16 protein-coding genes are annotated in these 19,899 nt (G+C 49.1%); 11 read left to right on the forward strand and 5 right to left on the reverse strand.

Features of this window, described 5'->3' with window-relative positions:
- Positions 1-31: 31 nt before the first annotated feature.
- Positions 32-466, reverse strand: a complete 435-nt coding sequence (locus tag ACTJJS_RS16165) for a Fur family transcriptional regulator (RefSeq protein ID WP_168870648.1) — start codon at positions 464-466, stop codon at positions 32-34.
- 14 nt (positions 467-480) lie between these two features.
- Positions 481-1,107: an SCO family protein gene (locus tag ACTJJS_RS16170; RefSeq protein ID WP_168870647.1), complete on the reverse strand. Its 627-nt coding sequence runs from the start codon at positions 1,105-1,107 to the stop codon at positions 481-483.
- A gap of 222 nt (positions 1,108-1,329) precedes the next feature.
- Here ACTJJS_RS16170 and ACTJJS_RS16175 point away from each other — a divergent pair, with 222 nt between their 5' ends.
- From ACTJJS_RS16175 to ACTJJS_RS16185, 3 genes are all read left to right on the forward strand, one after another.
- On the forward strand, positions 1,330-1,728 hold the full coding sequence (locus ACTJJS_RS16175; protein WP_440664467.1) for a MerC domain-containing protein: 399 nt from the start codon (positions 1,330-1,332) through the stop codon (positions 1,726-1,728).
- A 9-nt stretch (positions 1,729-1,737) separates the two neighbouring features.
- Positions 1,738-2,922, forward strand: a complete 1,185-nt coding sequence (locus ACTJJS_RS16180; protein WP_440664468.1) for a GTP-binding protein — start codon at positions 1,738-1,740, stop codon at positions 2,920-2,922.
- 257 nt (positions 2,923-3,179) lie between these two features.
- Positions 3,180-5,642, forward strand: a complete 2,463-nt coding sequence (locus ACTJJS_RS16185) for a TonB-dependent receptor (protein WP_440664469.1) — start codon at positions 3,180-3,182, stop codon at positions 5,640-5,642.
- Between the two features lie 7 nt (positions 5,643-5,649).
- Here ACTJJS_RS16185 and ACTJJS_RS16190 read toward each other — a convergent pair whose 3' ends face one another.
- From ACTJJS_RS16190 to ACTJJS_RS16200, 3 genes are all read right to left on the reverse strand, one after another.
- Complete coding sequence (locus tag ACTJJS_RS16190) at positions 5,650-6,321, reverse strand: hypothetical protein (protein WP_440664470.1); 672 nt, start codon at positions 6,319-6,321, stop codon at positions 5,650-5,652.
- 72 nt (positions 6,322-6,393) lie between these two features.
- A complete protein-coding gene (purN, locus tag ACTJJS_RS16195) occupies positions 6,394-6,960 on the reverse strand; it encodes a phosphoribosylglycinamide formyltransferase (RefSeq protein WP_440664471.1) in 567 nt (188 codons plus the stop codon).
- A 53-nt stretch (positions 6,961-7,013) separates the two neighbouring features.
- A complete protein-coding gene (locus ACTJJS_RS16200) occupies positions 7,014-7,766 on the reverse strand; it encodes a copper resistance protein NlpE N-terminal domain-containing protein (protein ID WP_440664472.1) in 753 nt (250 codons plus the stop codon).
- A gap of 492 nt (positions 7,767-8,258) precedes the next feature.
- Here ACTJJS_RS16200 and ACTJJS_RS16205 point away from each other — a divergent pair, with 492 nt between their 5' ends.
- From ACTJJS_RS16205 to ACTJJS_RS16240, 8 genes are all read left to right on the forward strand, one after another.
- Positions 8,259-9,488: a c-type cytochrome gene (locus ACTJJS_RS16205; protein ID WP_440664473.1), complete on the forward strand. Its 1,230-nt coding sequence runs from the start codon at positions 8,259-8,261 to the stop codon at positions 9,486-9,488.
- A 94-nt stretch (positions 9,489-9,582) separates the two neighbouring features.
- On the forward strand, positions 9,583-12,645 hold the full coding sequence (locus ACTJJS_RS16210) for a TAT-variant-translocated molybdopterin oxidoreductase (RefSeq protein ID WP_440664474.1): 3,063 nt from the start codon (positions 9,583-9,585) through the stop codon (positions 12,643-12,645).
- A gap of 117 nt (positions 12,646-12,762) precedes the next feature.
- The gene (gene nrfD / locus ACTJJS_RS16215) at positions 12,763-14,205 is read left to right on the forward strand and encodes an NrfD/PsrC family molybdoenzyme membrane anchor subunit (protein WP_168870639.1); all 1,443 of its coding nucleotides are present in this window, start codon (positions 12,763-12,765) and stop codon (positions 14,203-14,205) included.
- 48 nt (positions 14,206-14,253) lie between these two features.
- Positions 14,254-14,841: a DUF3341 domain-containing protein gene (locus tag ACTJJS_RS16220; RefSeq protein WP_168870638.1), complete on the forward strand. Its 588-nt coding sequence runs from the start codon at positions 14,254-14,256 to the stop codon at positions 14,839-14,841.
- A gap of 81 nt (positions 14,842-14,922) precedes the next feature.
- On the forward strand, positions 14,923-15,531 hold the full coding sequence (locus tag ACTJJS_RS16225) for a c-type cytochrome (RefSeq protein ID WP_168870637.1): 609 nt from the start codon (positions 14,923-14,925) through the stop codon (positions 15,529-15,531).
- Between the two features lie 50 nt (positions 15,532-15,581).
- The gene (locus ACTJJS_RS16230; protein ID WP_440664475.1) at positions 15,582-16,787 is read left to right on the forward strand and encodes a quinol:cytochrome C oxidoreductase; all 1,206 of its coding nucleotides are present in this window, start codon (positions 15,582-15,584) and stop codon (positions 16,785-16,787) included.
- A gap of 63 nt (positions 16,788-16,850) precedes the next feature.
- Entirely contained in the window at positions 16,851-17,891 is a 1,041-nt protein-coding gene (locus ACTJJS_RS16235) for a cytochrome c oxidase subunit II (protein ID WP_168870635.1), read from the forward strand.
- Between the two features lie 106 nt (positions 17,892-17,997).
- On the forward strand, positions 17,998-19,809 hold the full coding sequence (locus tag ACTJJS_RS16240) for a cytochrome c oxidase subunit I (protein WP_168870634.1): 1,812 nt from the start codon (positions 17,998-18,000) through the stop codon (positions 19,807-19,809).
- Positions 19,810-19,899 lie beyond the last annotated feature (90 nt).

Below are 19,899 nucleotides of genomic sequence, written 5' to 3' on the forward strand. Positions count from 1 at the left end.
TCAAAAAATCATAAATCAAAAAATCCCTGAATTATTTACAGGATTTACATACACCGTTTACCACTACTTCCACGTTGTGCATGGCGTAACCTTTCGGCAGCTGTATGCTGGGCACATCGGTTTCATCCAGGCAGGTAGTGTTGCCACAGGTTTCGCATTTGAAATGTATGTGATGGTCATGATGGTGATGTTCTGTACATTCGGATTTGCATACAGCATAACGTACAGAGGTATCTGTGGTCGGTATCTTATGGATAATACCTTTTTCAAGAAATGTCTGCAGGGTACGGTATACGGTCACACGGTCAAATGATTTGCCCGCGAGTTTTTCAAAGTCACTGTGTTCAAGTGCTCCGTTACTTTTCATGAACAACTCCAGGATTTTCACTCTGGTATCTGTTATGCTCAATTTGCTGTCCCGCAGTAAGGCGCTGATTCTCTCTGTTAATTGTTGTTTGGTACCCATGATGAAAAAAACTTTTATTCTTCCATTAATCGGTCTATATCGTCAATCAGTTTGTCTACGTCTTGTTTTTTGGTGCCTTCGTACAGGCCGCGTATCTGCCCGGTTTTGTCTACCAGTGCGAACCACTGCGTGTGTACAAAGTCTTCGTCGCCGGTGTAGGTGCCGTCATCCACCAGGTATCCCTGACGGGCAAGTGCGTACAGCTCTTTTTTGCTACCGGTGAGGAACCACCAGTTTTTGGAGTCTGCACCATGTTTTTCGGCGTAGGCTTTTAATACCGGAACGCTGTCATGTTCGGGATCTACCGTATGTGACAGGATCAGGAAGTTCGGTTTGTCTTTATATTTCGCGTATACTTTTTCCATATTGGCATTCATCTTCGGACAAATACCGGTACAGGTAGTGAAAAAATATTCCGCTACATAAATTTTGCCCTGCACGTCTGCCTTGCTTTTGGTATGGCCGTCCTGGTCTGTAAAGGAAAAGCCCTGAACGGTATGTCCCGGTGCGCCGAGGACCGGTAATTTTTCCTTACCCAGAAAAGTGCCCCGTTCCCCTTTAATAACATAACCGGCATATCCCAGAAATCCGAGGCTCAGCACGGTAAAAAATACAATATATAAGATCGCTTTCTTAGACATAGGTGAAAAATCCCCGCTGTTTAACGTCAAAAATTAGTCAATGCACAAAGGTAACACTTGTTTGACAGACACGAATCATGTAAAGCTATTTTACCCTGTTTTAGATAGATGATCAACCGATTAGAAATTATCTTTAAAAATATGTTCAAATCATGTTGTTTTTTATTTGCAACATTGTTGCAAAATTACATAGTTTTGCGACAGGATCAAAATTCAGGTAAGGTGGAGAATATATTTAGAAGATTGAATCTGGACATGATAGGAATAGGGGCTTCTATGATCTGTGCGGTACATTGCGCGCTGCTGCCGCTGGTATTTGCTGCGCTCCCGCTACTGGGAATGGAAATAACGGAAAACACGTTGCTGGAGTATTGCCTGTTGCTGTTTTCCTTTGGCATAGGCGTGCTGGCCCTGGGCCAGGGATACCTGCGCCACCACCGCCGGCTGTTGCCGCTGTTACTGTTTATTGCGGGTTTTGCCCTGCTGCTGGCCGGACATTTCTGGACCGCCGCGGCCTCCTGGGAATACACCCTGATATGCATTGGAGCCGGCGCTATCGTTGGCGCGCACCTGCTCAATCAGCGCCATCGCCGCTATTGCAGAATACATAAGCATCACTAACTATATTATATGAAAAAATTGCCCGTTACCGTGCTGAGTGGTTTCCTCGGCGCAGGGAAAACTACGCTCCTGAACCACGTGTTACATAACCGTGAAAATCTTCGTGTGGCCGTTATCGTTAACGACATGAGCGAAGTGAATATTGACGCTCAACTGGTGAAGAATGAAAACACGTTGCACAAAACAGAAGAGCGACTGGTGGAATTGAGCAACGGCTGCATTTGCTGTACCCTGCGCGATGATCTGCTCACAGCGGTGGAACAGTTGGCCAGGGAAAACCGGTTCGATTACCTGCTGATTGAATCCACCGGTATCTCAGAACCGGTGCCGGTAGCGCAAACATTCTGTTACCAGGATGAAAACAATGGCATAGACCTGAGCACCGTCAGCCGCCTGGATACCATGGTGACCGTAGTGGACGCTTACAACTTCGCGCGGGACTACAGCAGCAGCGCACGCTTACAGGACGAAGGCCTGACAACAGATACCGCCGATCAGCGGACCATTGTGAACCTGCTCACCGATCAGGTGGAATTTGCCAATGTCATTGTGCTGAATAAATGTGATCTCGTCACCCCGGACCAACTGGGGAATCTGAAAGCGCTGCTGCGTAAGCTCAATGCCACCGCTGTGATTACAGAAGCGGTAAACGGCCAGGTGCCGCTGGACCAGATACTGGACACCGGTTTATTCGATTTTGAAACAACCTCGCAAAGTGCCGGCTGGCAGGCGGAACTGGAACGGGAGCATACACCGGAAACGGAGGAATATGGTATCGGCTCTTTCGTATACCGGAGCAGGAAACCCTTCCACCCGGAACGTTTCTGGCGATATCTCAATGAAGACTGGCCGGGTAACATCATCCGCAGCAAAGGACTGTTCTGGCTGGCGTCGCGACCGAAGCTGGCGGTCAACTGGAGCCAGGCCGGCGGTTCCCTTCGCGCGGAGAAAGCAGGCTACTGGTGGTGCGCCATCCCCCGCCAGCAATGGGACTTGGATGAAGAAACGTATCAGTTGGTCACCAGCCGCTGGGACGAACGTTTCGCTGACCGTTACAATGAACTGGTGCTGATCGGACAGGATATGGACAAGGCCACTATTACAGCGGAGCTGGACCATTGTCTCTGCACTGAAGCGGAAGTGGACCTCTATGTACAGGGAAGTATTTTCCGCGATCCTTTTCCGGCCATGTAACTTCTGCCGATAGATTCAAACGGGCCCTTCCTGCTGTTATTGACAACCTTGTTCCTTTATGCATGGCGTGTTCCGCCACCGGCCCATTCATCTCCCGAGTATAAAAACCTAAATTTAGATTAGCCTAAATAATAATTGAGGCTAGTGTAAAATAAGATTATAGTTTTGTGAAAAAATAACCGCCGTCGCGCGGGGAAGTGTCATCACTTATCCCGGGACCCCGTGCGCCTGCTTTACCTACAAGTGTCAGATTTTGCATGAAACATTTATTTACACTACTGGGTGCCCTGTTGTTGATGCTATCGTCGCAAGCACAACAGGGGACCATCACGGGAAAAATTACTGCCGGCGGTAAACCGGTACAATTTGCAAACATTGCCATACCAGCGCTGAAATCCGGTGCTGTGGCGGATCAACAGGGAACGTTCGTGGTCCGGAACGTACAACCCGGAACGTACGATATCAAAGTATCCATGATCGGATACCAACCAGTGACGCTGAAAAAAAGCATCCGCAGCAATCAGACCATTACGTTGGACATCGCGCTGGAAGAAGACCTGTCGAAACTCAACGAAGTGGTGGTAACAGGCGTGTCCCGAGCTACGGCCGTGCGCAAAAATCCTATACCCATTGCCGTTATAGGCAAGAGGGACATGAACATGCACGTAAACAGCAATATCATTGATGCGATCGTAAAAGGCGTACCCGGCGTGAGCGCCGTTACCACAGGGCCTAACATCTCCAAACCCTTCATCCGCGGCCTCGGGTACAACCGTGTATTAACGCTCTTCGACGGTGTACGGCAGGAAGGACAACAATGGGGCGATGAACATGGTATCGAAGTAGATCAGTACGGAATAGCAAGGGCGGAAGTTGTAAAAGGCCCTGCCAGTCTGACTTACGGCTCCGATGCGCTCGCCGGTGTTATCAATATGATTCCCGACGTGCCGGAAACCGGACCGGGCAAACTCAAAGGCAGTTTCCTGACAGACTATCAAACCAACAACGGCATGGTCGGCTCTTCACTGGGACTGGCCTACAGCAAAAATGACTGGAAATATGTACTGCGCGGTACCATGAAAACCGCCCACAACTATCGCAATAAAATTGATGGTTTCGTGTATGGCACTGCTTTCCGTGAATACAACATTTCCGCGCTGGCCCGGGTGGATAAATCCTGGGGACATTCACAATGGGGCGCCAGCCTGTATGATAATACCCAGGAAATCCCCGATGGCAGCCGGGATTCGCTGACCCGTAAATTTACCCGTCAGGTAAAGGATGCCGATGACGATATCAAAGACAGGCCCATCGTGCCGGACAATGAGCTGCGCACCTATACCCTGAACCCATTGCATCAGCATATTCAACATTACCGGTTATATAACCGTACCCGTTGGCAGCTTGGCAAAGGCGACATCAACGCCTTGCTGGGCCTGCAACAGAGCGTGCGCCGGGAATATAATCACCCGGAAATGCCAGTCCAGCCGGGACTGTACGTTGTGCTCAACACGCTCAACTACGATCTGCGGTACAACCTGCCTGCCCTCGCCGGCATGGAAACCACAGTGGGCGTAAACGGCATGTACCAGCGTAACCGCAGTCGTAACGCTACAGACTTCCCCATTCCGGATTACAACCTGTTTGATATCGGCGGGTTTTTCTTTGCGAAGAAAACCATTGGCCAACTGGACATTTCCGGTGGCCTTCGATATGATAGCCGGTATATCCGCTGGAACGATTTTTATGTAGGCCCCAACAAGGACAATGGTTTCGATAAAAAATACGACCTGCCGGATACCGCCGGCGCAACGTTGCAGTTCCCCGCTTTCCGGCATAACTACACCGGTATTTCCGGCAGTCTGGGCGTTACCTGGAACCTGAGCCAGCGGGTGTTACTGAAGGCTAACATTGCCCGGGGCTACCGGGCGCCCAATATAACGGAAATCGGTTCCAACGGGCTTGACCCCGGCGCGCACATCGTATACCTGGGCAACCGGGAGTTTAAGCCGGAATTCAGTCTCCAGCAGGACCTGGGTTTTCTGGCTTATCTGCCCGACCTGGACATCAGCGTGGAAGTGTTTCACAATAACATCGAGAATTACATCTACCAGGCGCGATTGTATGATGCTGCTGGCGAGCCGGTGGTGATAGTGCCCGGCAACGCCACGTATCGTTACCAGCAATCCGGTGCGCGGCTGTATGGGGCAGAAGTGAGTGTAAATCTGCATCCGCGTACCGTGCCCTGGTTGACCATGGATAACAGCGCCGCCTATACGGAAGGGCGTAACCGCAACCAGGCGCTCATTGACTTACATGGCGATGCAGCCCGCTACCTGCCTTTTATACCGCCGCTGCATATACGTTCAGCCGTCAAGGCCACCGCATCCCGCAACTTTGGCGTTTTCTCCAAAGCCTATGTACGGGTGGGCGCAGACCGGTTCTCTGCACAGCATCATTTTTACGGAGTTGATAATACCGAGACTTACACTGCCGGCTATACGCTGATGAATGTGGGAGCAGGCTCCGGTATTGTGAATAGGAAGGGGAAGACGGTGATGGAACTGTTTTTCCAGCTGGACAATGTATTTGACGTAGCCTATCAGGCCAACATGAACCGGTTGAAATATTTCGAATACTATAGCAGTTCCCCCAATGGCCGCACAGGCATTTATAATATGGGGCGTAATTTCAGTGCGAAGGTGATAGTTCCTTTTTAGATAATGGTTATTTACGAAGGCGGAGGCCCAGTTTGATACCGAGGTGCAGGCTGGGCAATACGCTTACCAGCGTGCCTTTGTTACGGTTTACCACTCCGTCGTCGCCGAGCACATAGTTATCCGAGTGGTAGGCTTTGCCCCGGAGGCCGATGCCGAAATAGGGATCGAGCACCAGTTTCTCCCTGCGGAACTGGCGGCCTACCAGTAATTGTATGGCATATACATCTTTGGAGGCGGAGTTGGTGTAGGTATTGTTGTTCAGGGTTACGTCCTGGTTGGAATAGAACACTTTTTTAAAGATCAGTACCGGTTCAAAGTAGGTTCCGGCTGCCGAGCTGGGGCCTATTTCCTTGGTGATCAGATAATAGCGAAGCCCTGCCCTGAATCCCAGTCCTGCGCCATCTACAAACTGTTCTGTAGTGATGTCCGGTTTTTTCTGGCCGATATCGATCTTTTTGGCCAGCACATAGTCGGGGTAGTCGGTATAGATGCCGCTGATGCCCAGTTCTATACTGATTTTATCAGTGATGTCCTGTTCGAGAACGATGTCCAGTTCATTGATCAGGGTAGTGGGATTTATTTTGAGATAGGTAGACCTGAACCGTTTTCCATCTTCCTGGGCATAGGAGAAGGCAAAAGACAAAGAGAGTATTCCGATAAGCAACAAAGTCTTTTTCATACAGTTAGTAGGTAGCTAAGGGTGAGGGTTGACGGGCGGTGTGCGGCAGCTGGTGGGGCCGCACACCGTCTGTTATTTTAGCAATATTCGTTCCACAATTAGCGGAAACCATTGATGCTCCAGTGCCTGCACCTTGCGGGCAACAGTCTCCGGAGTATCTTCAGGAGTAACGATGCAACGTTCCTGGAGGATGGGTTCTCCGTCATCATATTTTTCATTGACGAAATGGATCGTGATGCCGCTTTCGGTTTCCCTGGCAGCCACCACCGCTTCATGTACAAAGTGTCCGTACATGCCTTTGCCTCCGTACTTGGGGAGCAGGGCCGGGTGTATGTTGATGATCCGGTTAGGAAATGCCTGTACCAGGTTGGCCGGCACTTTCCAGAGGAAACCGGCCAGCACGATCAGGTCCGTACCTTGCTCCTGCAGGAGCTGTACATATGTGTCCGTATGGAAAAATTTCTCTTTGTCAATTAAAACGGCGGGTATGCCTTCCCGTTGGGCGATGTCCAGCACCCCTGCCCCGGGTTTGTTACATACAATCAGGGCCACCCTGCCTTTATCCGAATTTCTGAAATGATCGATGATCTTTTGCGCGTTGCTTCCTGCACCCGATGCGAAAATGACAATATTTTTCAACAGTACTGTTTTACGCGCAAAGGTACTATTTCAGATGTTTTTTTGACCGGGAGTTATTTCAGGTACTCTCCGCAGCCATGATAAGTTTGTTCTTTTGTCTTCACCTCTACGCTGTTTGGGCGCATGAGCCCGCTCATGTCGTCTGTGCACATGGTGTTACGGATGGTAAGTGTCAGCTGCGGGGTGGTATATACCTTCAGGGTGTCGGTATTGGGCCTGGGCGCAGGGAGGGATGCCACAAGGCTGTCGCCGGAGGCGGTGCGGAACAGGATTTTTCGGGCTTCCAGGTCGAGGCTCCAGAAAGGTTCGTTGCCGTTGGCGGTGAAGGTGATGCCGGCGCCGGCTTTTTGGGCCAGCAGGTCGCGGCGGTCGCCGCCTTCTACCGGTTTAAGGACGTAGTTGCTGGCGAGGGCGCCTTCAATGCGTTTGCCTTGCTTATCGAGTACGAGGAGTTTGCTGTCGGATGCCAGGAAAGAGGTGCTATCGGTTTTTTTCCGGATGCTGACGATGGAATCGTTGATTTGCTGCCAGGTACCCTTCTCTGTGAAGGCGATTCCCTGTCCCCTTCCCTGGTAGGATACCAGTTCGGTAAAGGTATGGTCGTCGAAGAGGCTGATCTGGTAGTCCATCCCCGGGCAGTCGGCGCAGGGCAGCGTACCCTGGTAGGTGCCTGTGATATGGGGTTTGGCGGCAGTGGTGGGCTGTTGGCCGGCAGCGGTGCTGTCGGTGGCGGTTTTGGAGGTTGGATGATTGTTGCAGGCCATGAGGGCGGCAAACAGGGTTGTTAAGCAAATGAGTTTACGCATGGGACTAATATTTTACAGACAGATTTGAACATTCTTGTCCGGTGGCAGGTTATTAAGGGTAAAAATAAGATACTTACCGTAAATTAAGGCGGCAGAGATCATATAATATATTATGTGGCAAGGATATAGGGAGCCGCTATGAAGTTTTGATCTGCATATAATAATATTATATCCCGCTGAAAACGCCTGTCCTCCTACTTATAGGTCTGTCAGCAAAAGGGGATTGAACTTTCAATGAAAATAATAAGTTTTGAAAGGTCCGGAGGGCATAACTCCTAAATTAGCCAGCATAAAGGATTTCATCAGAAAAGTTACAGTTCAGGGAGCAAAAATGAAGCATTTCTTAAGGCAAATAATTTTTAGAATTGTTGGTAAATTGTCAACATTGTGTCTTATTTTTGCTGGCACTTTTAAGAAACTTTAGGTCAAATCTAAACTATATAGGCTGTGTATCGTCGTGTTTCCATTCTTTTGCGCAAGCATTTTGTGAGTGTGCTTATTCTATGCGCTAGTATAGTAATTCCGTTTTCTGCCGTAAAAGCAGCGGATCCTGCCAAGGGTAAGCAAATCTTCCAACAAAACTGCGCTTCATGTCACAATGTCCATAAGAAGCTGACAGGTCCTGCACTGGCGGGTGTAGAAGGTCGCTGGTCCGATAAGAAATTATTGCACCAGTGGATCCACAACTCCGCTTCCGTACTGGCGTCTGGCGACAAGTACGCCAACGACCTCTTTAATGAGTACAACAAAACCGCGATGACGGCTTTCCCTTCATTAAGCAATGAAGATATTGACGACATCCTGGCGTACATCAAAGTTGAAGAGGCGAAACCTGTAGGTACTCCTAAAGAAGGTCCTGCTACTAGCGGTGCCGGTGCTAAAGAGCAAGGCAGCGACAACAGTCTTCTTTTTGGTATCATCACCCTGATCCTGGCTGTAGTAGCCCTGATCCTGATGCAGATCAACAGCAACCTGAACAAACTTGCTGGTGATAAAGAAGGTCATCCTACTCCGGAGCCAATCCCCTTCTACAAAAACAAGGCTTACATCGCACTGGGTATTCTCCTGCTCTTCATGGTAGGCGGTTATTTCACCATCCAGGGAGCTATCGGGCTGGGTCGTCAGAAAGACTACATGCCTGAGCAGCCGATCTTCTACAGCCATAAAGTGCACGCCGGCATCAACCAGATCAACTGTCTGTATTGCCACGCCGGTGCCGAGAAGAGCAAGCACGCTATGATTCCTTCCGAGAACATCTGTATGAACTGTCACAAAGCCATTAAAGAGTACTCCGGCCCTGAGCTGTTTACTGCTGAAGGCAAAAAAGTTGACGGTACTGCGGAAATCGCGAAATTATACGATTACGTAGGCTGGGACGCTGAAAAAGGTAAGTATACCAAACCAGGTCGCCCTATCGAATGGACCAAGATCCACAACCTGCCTGACCACGTTTACTTCAACCACTCCCAACACACAGTGGCCGGTAAACAACAGTGTCAGACCTGCCACGGTGCCATCACCGAAATGGACGAAGTACATCAGTTCGCCGACCTCTCAATGGGCTGGTGTATCAACTGCCACCGTACTACCAAAGTGCAGTTCGCTGACAACAACTACTACAGCATCTTCGAGAAACTTCATCAGGATATTAAAGATAAGAAGATCGATAGTGTGACTGTTGAAATGGTAGGTGGTACTGAATGTCAAAAATGTCACTACTAGAAAGGATTTAACGCGTCATGATTTTCTGCTTACAGAAAATCATGACCTGTTTCAGAAGATATCAAAATTTATAAACGTAACTCGTTAATATAACATGGAGCAAAAAAAGTATTGGAAAGGCTTGGAGGAGTTGCACAATACCGAAGCGCATCAGGAAATTGTGAAGAACGAATTCAGAGAAGAATTACCGTTTGAGAGTGAAGGCCTGTTGAATGCTACTACCCCCCGCAGGGACTTTCTGAAATACCTCGGTTTTACCACGGCTGCCGCTACTATCGCTGCCAGCTGCGAAACTCCCGTTCATAAGGCTATCCCTTACGTGAACAAACCGGAAGAGATCACTCCGGGCGTAGCCAATTATTATGCTTCTTCTTACGCCATCGACGGCGAGTACGTGCCTGTTGTGGTGAAAACCCGCGAAGGCCGTCCTATCAAAATAGAAGGTAACACCCTGTCTTCCATTACAGGTGGTTCTACCTCCGCTAAGGTACAAGGTGCTGTACTGAGCCTGTACGACGTGGCCCGTCTGCGTTTCCCGACTATCGGCGGTACTGAAACAACCTGGACAGAGCTGGACAAACAAGTTGGCGCTGCACTGGCCGGACTGGGCGGTGCGCCGGTTGTTTTGTTAAGCACTTCCCTCCTCAGCCCTACTACCAAGAAAGTAATCGACGCTTTCCTGGCTAAGTATCCAAACTCCCGCCACGTAGTATACGATCCGGTGTCTTACTCCGGTATGCTGCTCGCGAACGAGGCTGCCTACGGTAAAAGGACCATTCCTTCCTACCACTTCGAAAATGCTAAAACCATCGTTAGCCTTGGCGCCGACTTCATCGGAACCTGGCTCAACCCGGTTGAATATGCCCGTCAGTTTGCCCAAACCCGTAAGGTAAGCGCTAAAAAACCGGAAATGTCCAAACTGTTCCAGTTTGAAAGCAATATGAGCCTCACCGGTGCAAACGCGGACGAAAGATATACACACAGACCTTCTGAAGCCGGTGCCGTAGCACTGGCCCTGCTGGCCGCCGTAGGTGGCAGCGTTAGCGCTCCCAAACTGGACGCTAAAGTGGAAGCAGGCATCAAGAAGGCTGCCAGCGAACTGAAAGCCAGCGCTGGCAAAGCACTGGTAGTAAGCGGTTCCAACGACGTGAACGTTCAGCTGATCGTAAACGCCATCAACAACATCGTAGGCGCTAACGGCACCACTATCGACTGGGCCAACCCTTCCGGTTACCGTCAGGGTATCGACGCAGACATGGCTAAACTGGTGAGCGATATGAACGCCGGCAGCATCGGTGCTGTAGTAGTATACGGCGCTAACCCCGCTTATGACTACTTCGACGCCGCTAAATTCAGCGAAGGCCTGAAGAAAGTGAAAACTTCCATCTCCTTCAACGACCGCCTCGACGAAACCACTGAACTGTGTAAATATGCCGCTCCTGATCACCACTTCCTGGAAAACTGGAACGATGCTCAGGGCAAACCAGGCTACTACAGCTTCGCACAACCTACCATCTCCCCGCTCTTCAAAACCCGCGCTGCACAGGACTCCCTGTTAGCATGGACCGGCAACACCACTACCTGGGCAGACTACCTGAAAGCTGAATGGATCAGCAAACTGGGCAGCCAGGAAGCATGGGACAAAGCCCTGCAGGACGGCGTGGTAGAACCAGCCACAGCTCCGGCTCTGGGTGGCGCTTCCTTCGCTGGCGACATCGCCGGCGCCGCAGCTAAAATCAGCAGCGCTAAAAAAGGTGGCAAATACGAACTGGTACTGTACGAAAAAGTAGCCATCGGTAACGGTAGACAAGCCAACAACCCATGGTTGCAGGAAATGCCTGACCCGATCTCCCGCGCTACCTGGGACAACTACGCTTGTATCTCCAACACCCTCGCTAAAACATTCTCCGCTGAGCTGGGTGACGATTACGAAATCAACGTTGAAAAGAAAGAACTGAAAATAAAAGCCAACGGCAAAGAAATCGTGCTGCCAATGCTGATCATCCCGGGTATGCACCCTGAAGTGATCGCTATCGCGGTAGGTTACGGCCGTGGTAAAAACGTAGGCCGCGCTGCCGCTGAAATCGGCCAGAACGCCTATCCGTTTGTAACCTTCAACGGTCAGACTTTCGATTACTTTGCAGTTGACGCCGCTGTAGAAGCTACCGGTAAAAAATACCCTGTTGCTTTAACTCAAACGCACAACAGCTACGAAGGCCGTCCTATCATCAAAGAAACGACCCTCGAAGAGTTCAAACACAATCCTAAAGAAGTAAACGAAGACAGGGAAGAACTGAAGAAATTCGGTAAAGACTTCCGCAGCGACGCTACCCTGTATTCTACTCACCCATACCCTGGTATCAAATGGGGCATGTCTATCGACCTGAACACCTGTTTCGGTTGTGGTGCTTGTACCATTGCCTGCCAGGCAGAAAACAACGTTTCCGTAGTAGGTAAAGAGGAAGTAGGAAAAGGGCACGAAATGCACTGGATCCGCATCGACCGTTACTTCAGCGGAGATGAAAACAATCCGGAAGTAGTGTTCCAGCCGATGCTGTGCCAACACTGCGATAACGCTCCTTGCGAAAACGTTTGTCCGGTAGGTGCTACCAACCACAGCTCTGAAGGTATCAACCAGATGGCTTACAACCGTTGCATCGGTACCCGTTACTGCGCTAACAACTGTCCTTATAAAGTTCGTCGCCTCAACTGGAGAGACTGGAACGGTGCGGACAGCTTTGAAAACAACCTGTATGATGTAGCAGATATGAACGATAACCTCACCCGCATGGTACTGAACCCTGACGTAGTGGTTCGTAGCCGTGGTGTGATGGAAAAATGCTCTTTCTGCGTACAACGTTTACAGGAAGCTAAACTGGAAGCTAAAAAAGCCGGCCATCCGATGAAAGACGGTGCTGCTAAAACAGCTTGCCAGCAGGCTTGTGGCGCTGATGCGATCGTGTTCGGTAACATCAACGACAAAAACAGCGAAATCTATAAGATCCGTAACGAAGAGCAAACTGAAAGAATGTACTACGTGCTGGAAGAAACACACGTACTGCCTTCTATCAACTACCTGGCTAAGATCAGAAACAAAGATGCCGCTCCTAAAGCAGAGAAAGAATCTGCTCACAAGGAAGAAGCGCATCACGCGTAAGATCTTTTAACAGGTAACGTTAAAGGAGAAAAATAACAAAAGAAGTTACAGAATCTGAGATCATAACAAAAGACAAGGGCTAGTAGCTAGAAGCTAGCAGCTAAAAGCTTATAGAATATGAGTTTAAAATACGAATCCACACTGAGAGAACCTTTAGTTGACGGGGTTAAGGATTATCACCAGGTAACGGAAGATATCATTAGTCCCATTGAAGGGAAGCCTGGTAAATTGTGGTATGTAGGCTTTTTAATATCACTGTCACTGTTGGGCTTCGGCGCATTTTCAGTGTTTTGGCAAATTTATTTCGGTGTGGGTGTTTGGAATCTGAACAAAACCATCGGTTGGGGTTGGGACATTACCAACTTCGTATGGTGGGTAGGTATCGGTCACGCCGGTACCCTGATTTCGGCCATCCTCCTGCTGTTCCGTCAGGGATGGCGTACAGGGGTGAACCGTGCGGCAGAAGCGATGACCATCTTCGCGGTAATGTGCGCCGGCCAGTTCCCGATCATTCACATGGGCCGTGTATGGATGGCATTCTTTATCCTGCCTTATCCTAACACCCGCGGTCCGGTATGGGTTAACTTTAACTCTCCGCTGCTGTGGGACGTATTCGCGATCTCCACTTACTTCACTGTATCACTGTTGTTCTGGTACTCCGGCCTGATTCCGGACTTCGCTACCATCCGTGACAGGGCTAAAACCAAACTGCGCAAGCTGTTATACGGTGTGGCTGCTTTCGGCTGGACAGGTTCTACCAAACACTGGCAACGTCACGAGGCGCTGTCACTGGTACTGGCAGGTTTATCCACTCCGCTGGTACTGTCCGTACACACCATCGTATCTTTTGACTTTGCTACCTCTGTTATTCCCGGCTGGCATACAACCATCTTCCCTCCTTACTTCGTGGCGGGTGCGATCTTCTCTGGTTTCGCGATGGTACAAACACTGCTGATCATCACCCGTAAAATATTACACCTGGAAGAATACATTACCCTGGGCCACATGGAAGCCATGAACAAGGTAATCGTACTGACAGGTTCCGTAGTAGGTTGCGCTTACCTGACTGAGCTCTTCATGGCATGGTACGGTGCTAACCCTTACGAGTTCGCTACTTTCTTCAAATACCGCGCTGCTGGTCCGCTGGGTTGGTCTTACTGGATCATGATGACCTGTAACGTAATCACGCCGCAGGTGTTCTGGTTCCGTAAAATGAGAAGAAACGTGATGGTGACTTTCGTAATGTCCATCATCGTAAACATCGGTATGTGGTTCGAACGTTTCGTGATCATCTGTACTTCCCTGTACCGCGACTATCTGCCGTCCAGCTGGTCTTACTATCGTCCATCCTGGCCAGAAGTTGGTTTCTACATGGGTACCTTCGGTCTGTTCTTCACCTGCTACTTCCTGTTCGCTAAATACTTCCCGGTAATTGCAGTGGCTGAGATCAAGGCTATCCTGAAAACTTCCGGTGAGAACTTCAAAGAGAAAATGGAAGTGTACGAAGGAGAATCAGCAGAGCAATTTGCAAAAGCTGTTCACCACGAACATGCTCACTAATAGATGAATTGACAGAATTAATTAATTGGAATTTGAATTTTTAAATATATGGCTGTTAAAAATTTTGTTGTAGGCTTGTTTGACGATGAGGCAGTGTTGTTTCCGGCAGTGAAAAAAGTTCGCACTGCTGGCTACAAGTTGCACGATGTATACACTCCTTTTCCTGTTCACGGCCTGGATCATGCGATGGGTTTAAGGGAAACCAGCCTGCACACAGCCGGTTTCATATATGGTATCACTGGTACCACCACGGCTTTAACTTTCATGAGCTGGGTATTTAATGTTGACTGGCCGCTGAACATCGGTGGTAAGCCACACTTCCCGTTACCAGCGTTCATTCCCATTACCTTCGAGCTGACTGTATTGTTCGCCGCTGTGGGTATGGTGATGACATTCTGTTATCTCTGCCAGTTAATGCCAGGCGTAAAGAAACATATCTTCCATCCAAGACAGACTGATGATAAGTTTGTAATGGTTATTGAGCTCACCGAAAAATCCAATGCGGAAGAAATCAAACGCTTCCTCAATGAAGCTGGTGCGCATGATGTCAATGAACAGCGGGCAGAAGCCGGCTGGTGGTATGGCAGATATGACAAGAACGACGAAGACGTTTACGCTCGTCCGGTTAACGCTTAATACATTAACAGCAAAAAAATACAGTTGCAACCATTAGATACTGGAAGCAGAACTAATGAAAGCTAGAATAAATAATTTCTGATGAAAAGGACTTCTAACATATTGATTGTAGCCGCATTGGCAACTGGAGCTTTCCTGGCAGCCTGTAATAAAGGGGAGCACAACAGAAAGCCCGGCAGGATTTATATGCCCGACATGTATGAATCCCGTGCGTATGAGTTTTACAGTGCTCGTTTGGCAGGTCTGAAGCCAGTGGACGGAACAGTTAAGAGAGGTGAACTTTTGCCTTACCATCTGAAAGAAGCAGATACGGCACAGGCAAATCTGGTGAAAAATCCGCTGACTATCACCGCTGATGATCTGAAGGAAGGTGAACGTTTATTTAATATTTACTGCGGTATCTGCCATGGTACTGCACTGGATGGTAACGGTCCGCTGTACAAAGGGGGCGAAGGTCCTTACTCTGCAGCTCCTGCCAACCTGGTAGCCGGTGCTAAATCCGGTTACTCCGAAGGCCGCCTGTTTCACGTAATGACCTATGGTTATAACATGATGGGCAGCTACGCCAGCCAGCTCGACAGGGCACAGCGCTGGAAGATAGCCGCTTACATCAAGAGCAAACAGCCTGGTGCTGCTGCACAGCCTGCAGCCGCAGCTGCTCCGGCAGCAGACAGCGCAAAAGCTAAATAAGTTAGAGAGAGTTAAAACTGAATTTCAAACAAGTATTTTAATATACAGTAATGAAAGACCAATTTGTAGTACCGGCAAGATTAAAAAAGACCAGCTTCGTGTTAATGGGCGTGGGCTTGCTGACTTTATTGATCGGATTAATTGCGTTTCAAGGTGAGAATTCGACACGGTTCTGGGCCGGTCTGTTGCAAAACAGCAGCTTCTTTTTGCTGATTACATTGGCCAGCACCTTTTTTATTGCAGCCACAACACTGGCGCACGGTGGTTGGCAGATCGCCTTCCGTCGCGTTCCTGAAGCTATCTCCATGGCAGTTCCTGCTTTGGCGGCTGTGCTGTTTATCATTGTGATGATCATCGTTTTCGGTGGTAAAGAACACATCTACCACTGGATCAACGCACATCATGTAGCAGAAGACAAAGTCCTGACCTGGAAATCCGCTTTCCTGAACAAAGGATTCTATACTACCGCTACCATCCTCACCCTGGGCCTGTGGATTTTCTTTACCCTGAAACTCCGCAACATGTCCATCGAAGAAGATGGTTGGGACCTGAAACCAGAAACCGGCCGTAAACTCATCTGGAGAAATACCGTTTGGTGCGGTGGTTTCCTGGTGATTTACACCCTGAGCGTTGGCTCCACCACTCCCTGGATCTGGTTAATGAGCATCGATGCACATTGGTTCTCCACCATGTATTCCTGGTATACTTTCGCCAGCAGCTGGGTATCAGGCCTGTCCCTGATCGCATTGTTCGTGGTATACCTGAAAAAACACGGTTACCTGACTTATGTGAATGAAGAGCACCTGCACGATCTGGGTAAATTTATCTTTGCTTTCAGCATCTTCTGGACTTACCTCTGGTTCTCCCAGTACATGCTGATCTGGTACGCTAACATGCCGGAAGAAACTGAATACTTCCAGCCGCGCGTATGGGGCGAATGGAGACCTATCTTCTTCCTGAACCTCCTGATCAACTTTATTACGCCGTTGCTGTTCCTCATGAAGAGAGACACCAAACGTAACTATACTTCCGTAGCCTTCATCGCTGTTGTAGTAATCGCCGGCCACTGGCTCGATTTCTGGCAGATGGTGGGCCCCGGCACCTACAAACACCTGGTATTCCCCTGGTATGAACTGGGTCTGGGCGCTGGCTTCGTTGGTCTGATTATTTTCCTGGTTGCCAACGCGCTGACCAAAGCTCCGCTGGTACCGAAAAATCATCCTTACCTGAAAGAAAGTATTGTTCACCACACCTAATATGGTGATAACGAAGATTTAGCAATAGAAAAGCATTAGATAACTTAATTATTTCATATAGCAATGTCAGGATTTTTAGCAGTCTTAGTTATTGTTCTCATATTCATAGTCATCTTCCAGATTGCGAAGGCGAGCGAATATGTGTCCATATTGAAGGGAGAAAAGAAAGCGCGCCAGCAAAGTAACCGTATCAATGGTTTCCTGCTGATAGCATTCCTGGTGCTGGGGCTCATCGGCGTGTATTATTGTAATAATCTGCTGAAAGGCAAGATCCTGGGCGAATCTGCTTCTGTGCAGGGTGAAGGTGTAGATACCCTCATCTATGTAACTCTCGCCATCACCGGTGTCGTGTTCGTGGCTACGCAGATCCTTTTGTTCTGGTTCGCATTCAAATACCAGGAAAAAGAAGGCCGTAAAGCATTTTATTTTCCGCATAACAACAAACTGGAAGTGATCTGGACCGTTATCCCGGCCATCGCACTGACAGTTCTGGTGGCTTTCGGTCTGAAACACTGGTTCCAGCTGACTTCTGATGCGCCGAAAGATGCAGCAGTGGTTGAAATCACTGGTAAACAATTTAACTGGCTCATCCGCTACCCGGGTAAAGACGGTGCGCTCGGCCGCCGCGATTTCAAGAAAATCGACGAAGCTGCCAGCAACCCGCTGGGTATGGATTGGGACGACCAACTGGGCAAAGACGACTTCATGGCAACTGAAGTTCACCTGGTAGTAGGTAAACCTGTAAAATTCGTAATCGGTTCCCGTGATGTAATTCACGACGTTGGTTTACCTCAGTTCCGTATGAAAATGGACGCTGTACCTGGTATCCCTACCACCCTGTGGTTTACGCCTAAGTTCACCACCAAACAAATGAAGGAAAAAACCGGTAACCCGGATTTCACCTACGAAATATCCTGCGATCAGATGTGTGGTTCCGGTCACTACTCTATGAGAGGCGTGATTGTTGTTGAAACTCAGGAAGAATACGACGCCTGGGTTGCCAAACAACCGCTGCAGTACAGCCTGGCCCACCCGGCTCCTGCTGAAGCGCCAAAGGCCGACAGCACACAAAAAACAGTGGCAGCGAATATCGGTAAGCCGTAATTTTGTGTAGAAGAAATTTTTGACGCAGTACTTAACCAATAATAAAAGACAAACTGACAAACGCGATACTTCCCGGGCGTTGGTTTATTAATAAACAGAACCGATTATGAGTAACGAAGCAACATTGCACAGTCAACAGGAGGTAATGCACGGCGCGCATGATCATCATGATCATGAGCACCATCATGAAGACAATTTCATCTCGAAATATGTATTCAGCCTTGATCATAAAATGATTGCCAAACAATTCCTGATCACCGGTATCGTTTGGGCTATCATCGGTGCTTTCTTTTCTGTGGTGTTCCGTTTGCAACTGGGTTTTCCCGATGCTACTTTCCCCTGGCTGGAAAGCATTCTGGGTCACTGGGCTAAAGGTGGCCGTATCACTCCCGAAGCTTACTATGCATTGGTAACAATGCACGGTACTATCCTCGTATTCTTTGTATTGACCGCTGGTTTGAGTGGCACCTTCTCCAACCTGCTCATTCCCCTGCAGGTAGGTGCCCGCGATATGGCTTCTCCTTTCATGAACTGCCTGAGCTACTGGTTCTTCTTCCTGGCCAGCCTCGTTATGATGGCTTCCCTGTTCGTTCAGACAGGACCGGCTTCCGGCGGTTGGACCATGTACCCTCCGCTGAGTGCACTGGGAGACGCTTCCATCGGTTCTAAAATAGGTGTTGACCTGTGGCTGACTTCCATGGCGCTGTTTGTTGTTTCGCAGCTGCTGGGTGGTCTGAACTACATCTCTACCCTGCTGAACATGCGTACCAAAGGTATGAGCATGACCAAAATGCCTTTAACCATCTGGTCATTCTTCTTTACCGCTGTCCTGGGCGTACTGTCTTTCCCTGTTCTGCTGTCCGGCTTCATTCTCTTGTTGTTCGACCGTCACGCAGGTACCAGCTTCTATCTCTCTGATATCTTTATCGCAGGTAAAGCCCTGGCAAACGAAGGTGGTAGCGCCATCCTCTACCAGCACTTGTTCTGGTTCCTGGGCCACCCTGAAGTATACATCATCATTCTCCCTGCCATGGGTATGGTGTCTGAAGTACTGGCAGTTAGCTCCCGTAAACCAATCTTCGGCTACCTCGCCATGATCGGTTCCCTGTTCGCTATCTGTATCCTGGCCTTCCTGGTTTGGGCTCACCACATGTTCGTTACTGGTCTGAACCCATTCCTCGGTGCCTTCTTCGTACTGCTCACCCTCCTCATCGCGGTGCCATCTGCCATCAAGGTATTTAACTGGCTCACCACCATCTGGAAAGGTAACATCCGCTTTACGCCGGCGTCCCTGTTCTCTATCGGTTTCGTGAGCACCTTTATCTCTGGTGGTCTGACTGGTATCTGGCTGGGTAACTCCTCTATCGATATTCACCTGCACGATACCTACTTTGTAATCGCACACTTCCACATCGTAATGGGTGTGTCCGCATTCTTCGGTATGTTCGCCGGTATCTATCACTGGTTCCCGAAAATGTATGGCCGCTTTATGAACAATACTATCGGCTATATTCACTTCTGGGTAACCCTGATCGGTGCTTACCTGATCTTCTGGCCTATGCACTACGAAGGTATGGCCGGTATGCCAAGAAGGTATTTCGACTACTCCAGCTGGACTTCCTTCAATCAGTTCGGTGGCCTGAACCAGTTTATCAGTATCGTGGTAATCCTGGTATTCGCTACACAGCTGCTGTTTGTGTTCAACTTCTTCTACAGCATTTTCAAAGGAAGAAAACTGACCGAACAGAACCCATGGAAAGCTACCTCCCTGGAATGGACTACGCCGATCAACCCGGGTCACGGCAACTGGCCTGGTGAAATTCCTGAAGTTCACCGCTGGGCTTATGACTACAGCAAGGATGGAAGAGACTTCATCCCACAGACAGAACCAATTGGTCCTAACGAGTCAGCTCACTAACTTATAAGATGAGATTCCGGAGCGCAGAAATAAACTGCTTTCCGGAATCTTGTTCACCGTGATGTTTGTAAATTTGTCCCGGACTTAAAA

The sequence above is a fragment of the Chitinophaga sp. 22308 genome (assembly GCF_052045305.1).
Classification (GTDB): Bacteria; Bacteroidota; Bacteroidia; order Chitinophagales; family Chitinophagaceae; genus Chitinophaga; species Chitinophaga varians_A.